We start from the raw sequence: 12,889 nt of genomic DNA, 5'->3' as shown, positions 1-12,889 counted from the left end.
GCGGTACAGGTTTCGGGGTGCCAACGGTGGCTACTTACGCCGCGGCGCTGGCCGGGAGCTTAGCTGGCCGCGCAATTTCAGCACGTAGGCCAGCAGGGCGGCGGCGAGCAGGGCCAAGGTGGCGGCCAGCACTTCGCGGGAGGTGCGGGCGCCGGTGGCCGTGTCGGCGGTGGCTTGCAGGTCGCGCATCTTTTTGGCGTGCTGCCGCTCGCGCTCCTGGAGGTTCTGGATTTGGTTTTCCAGGTCGTGGAAGCGCTGCTGGGTGCTGCTCTGGTCGGTTTGGGCCACGGTTACCTGCTGCTTCACCTGCTGGTTTTCGGCCACCACGGCGGCCGTCTGGCGTAGGGTGGCGGCCTGCACGGCCTGGATCAGCTCGGTGTCTTTGCGGATGATGCCTTTGAGGGCCTCGACCACTTCTTGCAGGTCCTTTTTGCTGGGCTTGTTGGCCAGAAAGGCGTTGCGCTGGCCGTTGGCCGCTTCGTACTGGCTCACCAGCTGCTGGCGCTCGGCAATAAGGCGCGGAATGGTGGGGTTTTCCTGTTGGGGAAGTAAGGTGAGGAGCAGGAGCAGGGTTTTCATGGGGGCAAAGATGAATGTTCTGGTATCATTTCCCGCAGAGGGGCGCGGAGGTAAAACCGCAGAGGTCCGCAGAGCTGTTCAAGAACGGCTCTGCGGACCTCTGCGGTTTTACCTCCGCGCCCCTCTGCGGGAAACGCTAGTAGAAAAGCCTACCGCTTCATCTCCACGATATTGGTCTTGGGCGCCACGGCGTTGCGGATGCTCACCTGCCGGGCCACCTCCTCGGCCAGCTGCCCGAATACGGCGGCAGCCGGCGAGTCTTTTTGCAGCATGGCGGGCGTGCCCTGGTCGCCGTTTTCGCGGATGCTCTGCACCAGCGGAATCTGGCCCAGCAGCGGAATTTCGTGCTTTTCGGCCAGGCCCCGGCCGCCGCCTTCGCCGAAGAGGAAGTACTTGTTGTCGGGCAGCTCGGCGGGCGTAAACCAGGCCATGTTCTCAATCACGCCCAGCACCGGCACGTTGATTTGCGGCAGCCGGAACATCTGCAAGCCCTTCTCGGCATCGGCCAGGGCCACTTTCTGGGGCGTGGTCACGATAACGGCCCCCGTTACGGGCACGGTCTGCACCATGGTCAGGTGGATATCGGACGTTCCGGGGGGCATGTCGAGCAGCAGGTAGTCCAGCTCGCCCCAGTCCACCTCCGTAATGAACTGCTTGAGGGCCGAGGAGGCCATCGGGCCGCGCCACACAATGGCCGACTCGGCCGGGGCTAGGAAGCCGATGCTCATCAGCTTGACGCCGTGGGCCTCAATGGGCTGGATGCGGTTCTTGCCATCCTCGCCCTGAAACACGTGCGGCCGGGCGCTTTCCTGCCCGAACATCAGCGGCATGGAAGGCCCCGAAATATCGGCGTCGATGAGGCCCACGCGGGCGCCCGTCTGGGCCAGGGCAATGGCCAGGTTGGCCGTAACGGTGCTTTTGCCCACGCCGCCCTTGCCCGAGGCCACGGCAATGATGTTCTCCACGCCGGGCAGAATGTCGCGGTTCTGGCGCATGGTCGTCACCCGCGAAGTCATCACGATAACCACTTGCGCGTCCTTATCGACCATCGTATGAATGGCCCGCTCGCAGGCGTCGTGGATGAGCTGCTTGAGCGGGCAGGCGGGCGTGGTGAGCACGACGGTGAACGACACGCGCCGGCCCTCAATCTGCACGTCCTCAATCATGTTGAGCGTAACGAGGTCTTTGCCCAAATCGGGCTCCTCAACGTAGCTGAGGGCTTTCAGAACGGCTTCTTTGGTGATAGTGGCCATAGGGTTGTGCGGGTAGGGTACGAGGTGCAAAGATAACCCGGAAACCGGGGCAGCAGCAGCGGCAGAAAAAAGCGGACCGGTGGGGCAACTATGGCTGAGTTCCTGCCATCTTCGCCACTGTACCCTTCCTTCCCTTGTTATATGCTGTTGACTTCACTTCTGCAAACGCTAACGGGCCGCCGGGTCCGGCTGCTGGTGGCGGGTGCTTTGCTGGCTGTGGCTGCTGAGGCCCGCGCGCAAACGCCCACCGCCCCCGCCGACACCGCCTTGCAGCGCCTGGTGCGCACCCATCAGTTTGCGCTGGCCCCGCAGGGCAGCCAGTTTGGTGGGCCCGGCTGGGATAAGCTCCGGGCAGATATTGAGACAAGCCAGCTGGTGCTTATCGGCGAAGACCACGGCATGGCGCAGATTCCGGGTTTTGCGGCCGCCGTGGCGCGGGAGCTGAAGCCCACGCTATACGTGGCAGAAATCGACCGCTACCAAGCGCAGGACCTCAGCCGGCTGGCCGCCCAGCCGGGCCTGCCTGCTTCGTTTCTGCGGCAGCATCCTATGGGACTGTCGTTTTACAGCTGGGCAGAAGAGTTTGAGTTGGCCCGGCAGTTGCGAAGCCAGCACACTACAATTCTGGGCATTGAGCAGGTGGGCATTGCCATGCCGGGCCGGCTGTATGAGTTGCTGGCTGAAAAAGTGAAAAGTAAGCCGGCCAAAATCTACCTGCGGGCGCGGGCCACCGCATACCAGGCCCGCGACCGGGCCAGCATGGTAGCCGGCGGCGATACGCCGGGCACGATGCTCTGGTTGAAACCCGCGGCCCTCGACAGCCTCCGCACCTTCACCCGGCCCGAAAGCCCGGAGGTGCAACGAATGGCAGACGATTTCGCGGCCAGCTACCAGATTTACCAGGCCGGCAGCCACCGGCCCCGCATTAACCTGATGAAGCGCAACCTGCTGCGGGAGTTGCAGCCTTACCAGCCCGCGGGCCAGCCGCTGCCGAAGATGCTGTTTAAGTTTGGCGCCAACCACGCCGGGCAGGGCCGTAGCATCTGGGGCGACATCTACGACGTGGGAAATCTGGCCAAAAATCTGGCCGACATCCACGACCAGAAAACGCTGCACATTTTCGTTATCGGCAAGCAGGGCACCCAGGTAGGCGGCCAGCACCCCGACGACTTCACCAAAAACGTGGCGCGCTACTCCTACGCTCAGGAGGCAATGGTGCTGCCCTTCGTAACCAACACGCCGGCCGGCAGCGCCTGGCAGGTGTTCGACGTGCGCCCCCTACGCCGGGCCATGCTCTACGAAGGACTCAAAATAACTACGCCCGAGCTGCAAGCCACCATTCTGGGCTACGACTACGTTGTGATAATCCCCGAAACCACGGCCAGCCGCAACTTCTAGCAGCGCCCCGTTCCGGCTTCTGCTGCACGAGAGAAGTTGGGGCGGCGCCGGGGTGTGCTACCTTTGCCCCTATGGCCCGCATCCCCAAAGAAACCGTCGACCAGATTATCCACCACGCCGATATTGTGGAGGTGGTGGGCGACTTCGTGAGCCTCAAGAAGAAGGGCCAGAATATGTGGGCCTGCTGCCCGTTTCACCACGAGAAGTCGCCGAGCTTTTCGGTAGCGCCCGCCAAGGGGCTCTACAAGTGCTTCGGCTGCGGCAAGGCCGGCGGGGTGGTGCAGTTCATCATGGATATTGAGGGCACCAGCTACGTGGAGGCCCTGAAGTACCTGGCCAAAAAGTACGGCATCGACGTTCAGGAGGAGGAAAAGACCCCCGAGCAGCAGCTGGCCCAGAACGAGAAGGACTCCCAGTTCATCGTGTCCAACTGGGCCAAGGACCACTACCACCAGCTGCTGGAGCACAACGAGGAGGGCCAGAGCGTGGGCTGGAGCTACCTGCGCCAGCGGGGGCTCAACCAGACTACCATTGCCACCTTCGAGCTGGGCTACTCGCTCGACCAGTGGGACGACCTGCTGAAAGCGGCTGAAAAAGCGGGTTACGAACGCAAATACCTCGAAAAAACCGGCCTCGTCGTCGTCAGGGAAGACGACAACGGCCAGGATACCGGCCGGCGCTACGACCGGTTCCGGGGGCGGGTGATGTTCCCCATCCATAACGTATCGGGCCGCGTGATTGGCTTTGGCGCCCGCACGCTCAAGCCCCACGACAAAACGGCCAAGTACCTCAACTCGCCCGAATCGGAGATTTACCATAAATCCGACGTGCTCTACGGGCTTTACCAGGCGCGGCAGGCCGTCCGGAGCGAGGAGCAATGCTATCTGGTGGAGGGCTACCTCGATGTGCTGAGCCTGCACCAGGGCGGCGTAAAAAACGTGGTGTCGACCTCCGGCACCTCGCTCACCGACGGGCAGATCCGGCTCGTGAAGCGCTACACCGACAACGTAACGGTGCTCTACGACGGCGACGCGGCCGGCATCCGGGCCTCGCTGCGGGGCATCGATATGCTGCTCGAAGGCGGCCTGAACGTGCGCGTGGTGCTGTTTCCCGACGGCGACGACCCCGACAGCTACATCCGCAAAGTCGGCGACCAGCGCTTCAAGGACTACCTCGAAACGGCCAGCCAGGACTTCATTCAGTTCAAAACCGACCTGGTGAGCCGCGAGGCGGCCCACGACCCGGTGAAGAAGGCCGAGGCCATCCGCGAGGTGCTCCAGAGCATCGCCAAAGTGCCCGACCCGATCAAGCGGCAGGTGTTTTTGCAGCAGACCTCGCAGACCTTCGGCATCGACGAGCAGGTCATCATCAGCGAGTACAACAAGCTGGCCCGCCAGCCCGCCAAACCGGGCAGCGCGGGCAGTAGCGGCAACGTCAGCGGCGGCAGCGGGAGCGGGGCCCCCAGCCCGGCCCGAGCAACGGGCAGCGCACCACAAACCGCGCGGCTCAGTCCCGAGGAAGAGGCCGAGGCCCTGATGTACGGCGCCTCGCCGGAGGATCTGGCCGGCGGCGGAGGCGAAGCCACCGAGCACCTGGAGCCTGTGCCCGACGTGCTGGAGCGCTGCGAGCGGGAAGTGGTGCGCCTGCTGCTGCTGTACTCGGCTCAGCCGCTGGCCCCCGAGGTGAGCGTGGCCCAGTACCTGCTCGAGCAGCTCGACGACACGACGTTCAAAACCAGCATCTACGCCGACATGCTGCATTTGTGCCGCGAGGAGCTCAACCAGGGCCGCTGGCCCGAAGTGCGCACGCTCATTCAGCACGGTCGCGCCGATATCCGCAGCGTGGTGGCCGAGCTGGCCACCGAAAAGTACGAGCTGAGCCCCAACTGGACCACCCACCAGATTTACGTGCCCCGCGAGCTCGACGTGCTCCAGCCGGCCTGCGACAACGCCATCCTGCGCCTCAACAAGGTGAACGTGGAGCGCGAGCTGGCCGTGCGCCTCGAAGCCCTGCGAAACCCCACCGACGAGGCCGAAATGATGGACAACCTGCAAACCATTCATCTGCTCAAGCAAATGGATAACCAGCTGGCCAACCTGCTGGGCACCGTCATTCCGCGGCTCAACGGCTAGGGCAGGGGACATGAAGCGCTGCCACCGCCGCCAATGCTTGTCATTGCGGCCTGACCTCGCGTTCTTGCGGGCCGGCTAAGCCCCGCCCCCCCCGGGAACGGGCGCCAGGCCGGTGGCAACCAGCAGCAGTCTGGCCCTGATGCCAGGTGTTATCAGCTGTCCATTAACAGCTTTCAACTTCATGCAACCCCCTCCGAAGCCCGCGCGCCCCTACCTGCTGCAATACCTGCGCGACGCGTGGCTGCGCTTCAACCTGACCCGCATTCTGGGGGCGCTGGCGCTGATGATAAGTGCCCTGGTGGCCGGCATTGTTGGCTTTATGTGGATTGAGAACTACTCGTTTCTCGATGCGCTGTTCATGACCATGATTACCGTTTCGACGGTGGGCTACGAGGAGGTGGCCCCGCTATCGGACGCGGGCAAGCTGTTCGTGTCGGTTTATATTTTCTTCAACCTCCTGATCCTGGCCTACCTGCTGTCGGTGCTGAGCGCCTACATTTTTGAGGGCGGCCTGCGCACGATGTTCGCCATGCTAAAAAACGACCAGCAAATCCGGCATTATTCCGGCCACGTAATTGTGTGCGGCTTCGGCCGAAACGGCCGCAAAGCCTACCTCGAGCTGCGCGCCAGCGGAGCCGATGTGGTGGTGGTGGAACAGGACGAAGCCATTTTGAGTGCCGCCCCCAACGATGAGCATGGCCCCATGGCCGTGGTGCGCGGCGATGCCACGCTCGACGAGTCGTTGCGGGCCGCCGGCATCGAGCGGGCCCGCGCCCTTATCACGGCCCTGCCCAAAGATGCCGACAACGTGTTCGTGACCCTGACGGCCCGCGAGCTGGCCCCCGGCATCACCATTGTGGCCCGCGCCAGCCTTAAAAGCTCCGAAACCAAGCTGCTGCGGGCCGGGGCCAACTCGGTGGTCATGCCCGACGAAATCGGGGGCTCGCACATGGCCAACCTGATTATGCGGCCCGAGGTTATCCGGTTTCTGGACATGATTTCAGGGCTGGGGCCGCACCGGCTGCGGCTGGAGGAGCTGCGCACCGAAGAGCTACGGCCCGAGCTGCGCGGCCAGAGCATCCGCCAGCTCGACGTCCGCTCGCGCACCGGCTCCACGGTTATCGGCCTGCGCCACGAAGCAGGCGGGTTCACCATCAGCCCGCCCTCCGACCTGGCCCCCGGCCCCGGCGACGTTATGCTGTTCCTGGGCACCGAAGAGCAGATTGTGCGCCTGCTGGACCTGTTTCGGGCGGTGTAGCTTCAGTTGCCAGTTGCCAGTTGCCAGTAAGAACGTCATTCAGAGCGAAGCGAAGAATCTCGCGTGAAGTCGTTGTGACAATAGACGTTCAACAATACCACGCGAGATTCTTCGCTTCGCTCTGAATGACGTTTTTACTGGCAACTGACAACCTATCTTTGCTACCTCACCCGCCGCCCGCTGCCCACCCGTGCATATCCTGCAAATCTGCCCGCGCGTACCGTTTCCGCCCACCGATGGCGGGGCCATTGCCATGTACGACGTGGCCGCCGGCCTGGCCCGCGCCGGCCACCGCGTGACGGTGCTGGCCCTCAACACGCCCAAGCACCACCAACCCGATACCGTGCTGGCCCACCTGGGCCCCAACGTACGCCTGCTGACCGTAGACGTGGACACCCGGCTCTCGCCGCGCAAGGCCCTGCAAAACCTGCTCTCCAGCCCGCTGCCCTACAACGTCGAGCGGTTCGTGAGTCCGGCTGTGGAGGCGAAACTGACCCAGCTGCTGGCCGAAGAGCAGTTCGACGTGGCGCAGCTGGAGGGCACGTTCGTGGCCTGGTACGAGCAGCTGTTGCGGCGGCTGGCCCCCACGCTGCCGGTGGTGCTGCGGGCCCATAACCTGGAGTACACGATTTGGCGGCAGCTGGCCGCGAAAACCCGTAATCCGCTCAAAAGAGCCTACCTGCGCCAGCTGGCCAGCCGGCTCGAACAGTTCGAGAAGGACCAGCTGCCGCGCTTTGCCGCCGTGGCCGCCATTACCGAGGCCGACCAGCAGCGCCTGCGCCGGTTGGGCTGCCCCGAGCCGGTGGTGTTCGTGCCCGCCGGCGTCGACCTGAGCCGCTTCCGCCGCGACCCCACCATCCGGCCCCAACCGCGCACGCTGTGCATGATTGGCTCCTTCGACTGGCTGCCCAACCAGGAGGGGCTCGACTGGTTTCTGCGTGAAGTATGGCCCGAGGCTCGCCGGCAGTTTCCGGCCCTGGAGCTGCACCTGGCCGGCAAAAACCTGCCCGAGCGGTTCCGGCAGCTGCGCCTGCCCGGCGTCACGGTGCACGGTTTCGTCGAGTCGGCCGCCGGGTTTATGCAGCAGTACGAGCTGATGCTGGTGCCGCTGCTGAGCGGGGGCGGTATGCGGATCAAAATTATTGAGGGCATGGCCCTGGGCTGCTGCATTCTGAGTACCACACTTGGGGCCGAAGGTATCCACGTAAAGCCCGATTTTGATATCGTGGTGGCCGATTCGGCGCAGGAGTGGCTGGCGCAGTTGGGCCGCTACTACCGCGGCGAGCTGCCCGCGGCGGCCATCGGCCAGGAGGCCGCCCGCACCATTGCCCGCCGCTACGACAACGCGCGGGTGGTAGAGAGCTTTCTCGATTTGTACACCATTCTGCTGCCCGCCCGTGCCGCCACTCCCTGACGCGCTGGCGGCCGCCGCCTTCTGGGGCAGCCTGCTGCTGGTGGCCCACACCTACGTGCTCTACCCGCTGCTGCTGGCCCGCCTGGCCCGCCACCGCCGCCATAACGCCGAGGTGTACGCGCTGCCTAGCGCCGAGCTGCCGGCCGTAGACGTGCTGCTGGCCGTGTACAACGAGGAGCAGGTAATCGAGGAGAAAATCCGCTCGACCTTCGCCACCACCTACCCGCCCGACAAGCTCACGTTCTACATCGGCTCCGATAACTCCTCCGACCGCACCAACGCCCTTATCACCCAACTAAGCGCCGAGTATCCGGGCCTGAAATTCCGGCCGCTGGGCCAGCGCACCGGCAAGCCCGGCGTGATGGAGGTGCTTTCCGCGGAGGCCACCGCCCCGGTGCTGGTGCTCACCGACGCCAACGTATTCTTCACCCCCAACACGCTCTACGAACTGGTGAAGCACTTTCGCCACCCCGCCGTGGGCCTGGTGGGCGGCCACATCCTCAACCCCGACCAGCACCAGGCCGGCATCTCGGGCCAGGAAAAGGCCTACCTGGAGCGCGAAAACCTGATTAAATACCAGGAGGGCGTGGTGTGGGGCAGCATGATCGGGGCCTTCGGGGGCTGCTTTGCGGTGCGGCGGGCCTGCTACCACCCGGCCCCGCGCGGCTTCATTGTCGATGATTTCTTCATTTCGATGGCCGTGCTCCAAAGCGGCTACCAGGCCATCAACGAGCTGGCCGCCGTGTGCCACGAAGACGTATCGGACCAGCTGCCCGAGGAGTTCCGGCGCAAGGCCCGCATTTCGGCCGGCAACTTCCAGAACCTGGTGGCTTTCCGGCGCCTGTTGTGGCCGCCCTGGCGGGGCGTGAGCTTCGCCTACTGGTCGCACAAGGTGCTGCGCTGGCTGACGCCGCTGCTGTTGTTGCTTATGCTACTGAGCAGCGCCGTGCTCGTGGCGCGGGGCGGCGGCGGGCTGTACCGGCTGCTGCTGGCCGGGCAGCTACTGGCGCTGCTGCTGCCGCTGCTCGACGCTGCCCTGCACCGCCTGGGCATCCATCTGCGGCTGCTGCGCTTCATCAGCCATTTCTACTCCATGAACGCGGCCCTGCTGCTGGGCCTGGGCCGCTACCTGCGCGGCATCAAAACCGCCGTCTGGGAGCCCACCGCCCGCTTTCAGGGGCGGCGGTGAGATGGCTCAAGGTGAGATAGTGAGATGGTGAAATGGTGAGTTAATGTTCCAAGGGCCTGGCGTCCTGATGGCGCATATTGCGTAGTTCATTTGTCGTATTACAGCCATTTTCAGGTTGCTGTACAGGATGTAGAGACGCACTAGTTGGCGTCTCGTCGTTGAACAGCTCAGTAGCACAACGTCAGCAACGATGAGACGCCAGCTGTTGCGTCTCTACATCCTGTTCATGAACTCGAAATTTGAGCTAGTTCTCAGCTGCGCCTTTGAAATTCTACTGTTTCCGTTTGCGCAACTTGCGCCGTGAGGTCTCCCGAACATCAAACTCACCATTTCACCATCTCACCAAATCACCTTAATGAAACCACTGCGCATTGCTATTCTGGGCTGCGGCAACATGGGCCTGGCCTTTGCCAACGCCTTCCTGCACTACAACCTGGTGGCCCGGCCCGACCTGCTGCTGGTAGCCCGCCACGATGCGCACTGCCAGCGCCTGCGCACCCAGCATCCCGACCTGCCCGTTGCCGAAATAAGCGCCGCGCTGGCCGATTTTGATGTGGTGCTGGTAGCCGTGAAACCCCAGGATTTCGGCCAGGTTGCCGCCGGGCTGCGGGCTGTGCTGCAACCCGGCCAGGTGGTGGTGTCCATTATGGCCGGCATTCCGATGGCGCGGCTGCAGCGCGAGCTGGGCCACCGGCAGGTAATGCGGGCCATGCCCAACGCGCCCGCGCTGCTGGGCATGGGCATCACCGGGTTTTCGGCCGCGGCCGAAGTCGAGCGCAGCCGCCTGCACCAGGTCGAGAACCTGCTGAACGCCACCGGGCGCTCCATTTTTCTGGAAGATGAAAGCCTGCTCGATGCCGTGACGGCCGTGAGTGGCAGCGGCCCGGCCTACTTCTACTTTCTGGTGCAGGCCATGATGCAGGCGGGCCAGGAAATGGGCTTTTCGGAGTCGGTGGCCGGTCTGCTGGTCAAGCAGACCATGCTCGGGGCCTACCATCTGCTCAACACCTCCTCGCAAAGCCCCGACGAACTGATTGCCGCCGTGGCCTCGAAAGGCGGCACCACCGAAGCCGCTCTGCGCGAGTTTAAATCGGGCCACCTGGCCGAAACCCTGATTGCCGGCATGAAAGCCGCCCAGCACCGCGCCACTGAGCTGGCCAGCGAGTGAGGTGGCGAATGAGTACATGAGTGTGGGTAAGAACGTCATTCTGAGCGCAGCGAAGAATCTCGCGTGCCAAAGTGATTCTAACGTCTGGTTGCCATTGCAAGCGAGATTCTTCGCTGCGCTCAGAATGACGTTCTGGGTCCCCGCATCACTCACTCCCCGTTGCGTAACTTTGCCCCGCCGCCGCTGGTTATACCAGCAGCGCCACGGTAGCCCGCAGGGCGCTACGAAATCCGTGAACCGAAGGACAACGAAGTTAAATCCGTTAAAATCCGCGCTAATCCGTGATCCATGCTTGACTTGATTGAAGACGCCATTGCCGATATCCGCGCTGGTAAGGTGGTTGTAGTGGTTGATGATGAAGACCGCGAAAACGAGGGCGACTTTATCTGCGCCGCCCGCTGCGCCACGCCCGAGGTTATCAACTTTATGGCCACCCACGGCCGGGGCCTGGTGTGCGCCCCGCTGCTGGAGCAGCGCTGCGAGGAGTTGGGCCTGGAGCTGATGGTGGGCCGCAACACGGCCCTGCACGCCACGCCGTTCACGGTGAGCGTCGATTTGCTCAAGAACGGCGTGACTACCGGCATTTCGGCTTCCGACCGCTCCAAAACCATTCTGGCCCTCATCGACCCCGACACCAAGCCCGAGGAGCTGGGCAAGCCCGGCCACATCTTCCCGCTCAAGGCTCGTAAAGAGGGCGTACTGCGCCGCGCCGGCCACACCGAAGCGGCCGTGGATCTGGCCCGCCTGGCGGGGTTCGAGCCGGCCGGGGTGCTGGTAGAAATTCTGAAGGAAGACGGCGAGATGGCCCGCCTGCCCGAGCTGCGCGAAATTGCCGACAAGTGGGACCTGAAGCTGATTTCGGTGCAGGACCTCATCAAGTACCGTCTGGCCAAGGAAAGCCTGATTACCCGCGAAATATCAGTGCGCCTGCCCACCGATTTCGGCGACTTCGACCTGATTGCCTACACCCAGCGCAGCAACAACGCCCAGCACCTGGCCCTGGTAAAGGGCGATATTTCGGGCCCCGAGCCGGTACTGGTGCGCGTGCACAGCTCCTGCGTAACGGGCGACATCTTCGGCTCGTGCCGTTGCGACTGCGGCCCCCAGCTGCACCACGCCATGCAGCAGATTGAGCGCGAGGGCCGCGGCGTTATCGTGTACATGAACCAGGAGGGCCGCGGCATTGGTCTGCTCAACAAGCTCAAGGCCTACAAGCTCCAGGAGCAGGGCCGCGACACCGTGGAAGCCAACCTGGAGCTGGGTTTTGGCATGGACGAGCGCGATTACGGCGTGGGCGCCCAGATTCTGCGCGACCTGGGCATCAGCAAGATGCGGCTGCTCTCCAACAACCCGCGCAAGCGCACCGGCCTCATCGGCTACGGCCTGGAGGTGGTGGAGTCGGTGGCCATTGAGGTGGAGCCCAACAAGCACAACGAGCGCTACCTCACCACCAAGCGCGACAAGCTGGGCCACACCATTCTGCACCAAACCGGCGCGGCCAACCCCGCTGCCGGGGTGCATACCACCGCCGGGCAATAGGCTTAAAGCGGCATGTTTCTATAGTCGGGCGGCCCGGTCAGCACTGCTGGTCGGGCCGCTTTGCTTCGGAGTTGGGGCTGGGCGTGCATATATGAGGGTAACCAGCTAACTTCCGGATATGAGAAATCTGTTTTATCCACTGCTGGTAGCCCTGGCGCTGCCCCTGACCGGGCTGGCTCAGCGTGGGGGCGGGCAGGGGTTCACCCAACAGTTCAACCAGGGCAGCGTGCTGCTGAGTTCGGGTGATACAATTAGCGGGCCGCTGGCCCTGCACCGGGGCGAGGAAACGCTGACGATGACCTTGCCCGACAACACTGTGCGGACCCTGCCGGCCGTGAATGTGCAGAGCTTTGCCGTGCGGGGCGAGCAGTACGACCGTAGCCGCGAACGGTTCTACTACGACGACTTTTACGCCATGCGGCAGGGCTACTATTCGGGCAGCCCTGCGTTTGGGGGCACGCCACCGCCGCGCCGCCGCGAGCGGGCCGACACCAACCTGACGCGGGTGTTCCGGGTGTACCGCTGGAACCGCGACAACGACTACAGCGACTTCAAGGCCCCCGGCTTCTTCGAGCAGCTCAGCAGCGGCCCCGTAATTCTGCTGCGCCGCGAAGGGCTGGTCGAGCGGCCCATTACGGCCGGCAACCCTTACGGCTACGGTAGCTACAGCGGCATGCCGGGCCGTCCCATCGGCTATTACACCGAAGTCAAGGACAACTTCTTCCTGGGCCTGCCCGACGGTACCGTGCTACCGCTGCGCACGCCCAAAAAGGACCTGCCCAACTACTTCCGCACCCACGCCCGCCAGCTGGCCCAGTACGCCAAAGCTAACGACCTCAACTACACCGACGCCCGCGACCTGGCCTATCTGGTCAATTACGCCAACTCCCTGCAGGAGGTGAAATAGTGAGATGGTGAAATGGTGAGTTGACGTTCCAGGGACCCATCGGCGCAAGTGG

General features: G+C 63.7%; 10 protein-coding genes. 8 read left to right on the top strand and 2 right to left on the bottom strand.

Annotated features, from left to right (window positions below; genetic code table 11):
• Window positions 1-30 precede the first annotated feature (30 nt).
• Entirely contained in the window at window positions 31-579 is a 549-nt protein-coding gene (locus BMY67_RS08940; RefSeq protein ID WP_092770608.1) for a hypothetical protein, read from the bottom strand.
• Between the two features lie 149 nt (window positions 580-728).
• Window positions 729-1,832, bottom strand: a complete 1,104-nt coding sequence (locus tag BMY67_RS08935; RefSeq protein ID WP_092770606.1) for an Mrp/NBP35 family ATP-binding protein — start codon at window positions 1,830-1,832, stop codon at window positions 729-731.
• 141 nt (window positions 1,833-1,973) lie between these two features.
• Between BMY67_RS08935 and BMY67_RS08930 the strand changes: the two genes are divergently transcribed.
• From BMY67_RS08930 to BMY67_RS08895, 8 genes are all read left to right on the top strand, one after another.
• Complete coding sequence (locus tag BMY67_RS08930) at window positions 1,974-3,230, top strand: hypothetical protein (RefSeq protein ID WP_092770604.1); 1,257 nt, start codon at window positions 1,974-1,976, stop codon at window positions 3,228-3,230.
• Window positions 3,231-3,301: 71 nt separating this feature from the next.
• Window positions 3,302-5,362, top strand: coding sequence for a DNA primase (gene dnaG / locus BMY67_RS08925; RefSeq protein ID WP_092770602.1), 2,061 nt, complete (start codon window positions 3,302-3,304; stop codon window positions 5,360-5,362).
• A 181-nt stretch (window positions 5,363-5,543) separates the two neighbouring features.
• Window positions 5,544-6,620: a potassium channel family protein gene (locus BMY67_RS08920; protein ID WP_245744966.1), complete on the top strand. Its 1,077-nt coding sequence runs from the start codon at window positions 5,544-5,546 to the stop codon at window positions 6,618-6,620.
• Window positions 6,621-6,810: 190 nt separating this feature from the next.
• Window positions 6,811-8,034 (top strand): glycosyltransferase family 4 protein, encoded by a 1,224-nt coding sequence (locus BMY67_RS08915; RefSeq protein ID WP_092770600.1) that lies wholly within the window; start codon window positions 6,811-6,813, stop codon window positions 8,032-8,034.
• Window positions 8,018-9,223: a glycosyltransferase gene (locus BMY67_RS08910; protein ID WP_177189755.1), complete on the top strand. Its 1,206-nt coding sequence runs from the start codon at window positions 8,018-8,020 to the stop codon at window positions 9,221-9,223. The genes BMY67_RS08915 and BMY67_RS08910 overlap by 17 nt, the downstream gene beginning before the upstream one ends.
• Window positions 9,224-9,587: 364 nt before the next feature.
• Window positions 9,588-10,391: a pyrroline-5-carboxylate reductase gene (proC, locus tag BMY67_RS08905; RefSeq protein WP_092771641.1), complete on the top strand. Its 804-nt coding sequence runs from the start codon at window positions 9,588-9,590 to the stop codon at window positions 10,389-10,391.
• Between the two features lie 288 nt (window positions 10,392-10,679).
• Window positions 10,680-11,930 (top strand): bifunctional 3,4-dihydroxy-2-butanone-4-phosphate synthase/GTP cyclohydrolase II, encoded by a 1,251-nt coding sequence (locus BMY67_RS08900; protein WP_092770596.1) that lies wholly within the window; start codon window positions 10,680-10,682, stop codon window positions 11,928-11,930.
• A 118-nt stretch (window positions 11,931-12,048) separates the two neighbouring features.
• Complete coding sequence (locus tag BMY67_RS08895; RefSeq protein ID WP_092770594.1) at window positions 12,049-12,837, top strand: hypothetical protein; 789 nt, start codon at window positions 12,049-12,051, stop codon at window positions 12,835-12,837.
• The last annotated feature ends 52 nt before the right edge of the window (window positions 12,838-12,889 follow it).

Origin of the sequence: Hymenobacter actinosclerus, assembly GCF_900111515.1 — a bacterium.
Lineage (GTDB): Bacteria > Bacteroidota > Bacteroidia > Cytophagales > Hymenobacteraceae > Hymenobacter > Hymenobacter actinosclerus.
The sequence above is the reverse complement of the archived record's forward strand: the minus strand, read 5'-3'. Positions and strand labels throughout refer to the sequence as shown.

What these genes read in the sequence shown, in the direction of transcription:
- BMY67_RS08940 (WP_092770608.1), bottom strand. Translation starts at nt 579, where the DNA reads ATGAAAACCCTGCTCCTGCTCCTCACCTTACTTCCCCAACAGGAAAAC.
- BMY67_RS08935 (WP_092770606.1), bottom strand. Translation starts at nt 1,832, where the DNA reads ATGGCCACTATCACCAAAGAAGCCGTTCTGAAAGCCCTCAGCTACGTT.
- BMY67_RS08930 (WP_092770604.1), top strand. Translation starts at nt 1,974, where the DNA reads ATGCTGTTGACTTCACTTCTGCAAACGCTAACGGGCCGCCGGGTCCGG.
- dnaG (WP_092770602.1), top strand. Translation starts at nt 3,302, where the DNA reads ATGGCCCGCATCCCCAAAGAAACCGTCGACCAGATTATCCACCACGCC.
- BMY67_RS08920 (WP_245744966.1), top strand. Translation starts at nt 5,544, where the DNA reads ATGCAACCCCCTCCGAAGCCCGCGCGCCCCTACCTGCTGCAATACCTG.
- BMY67_RS08900 (WP_092770596.1), top strand. Translation starts at nt 10,680, where the DNA reads ATGCTTGACTTGATTGAAGACGCCATTGCCGATATCCGCGCTGGTAAG.
- BMY67_RS08895 (WP_092770594.1), top strand. Translation starts at nt 12,049, where the DNA reads ATGAGAAATCTGTTTTATCCACTGCTGGTAGCCCTGGCGCTGCCCCTG.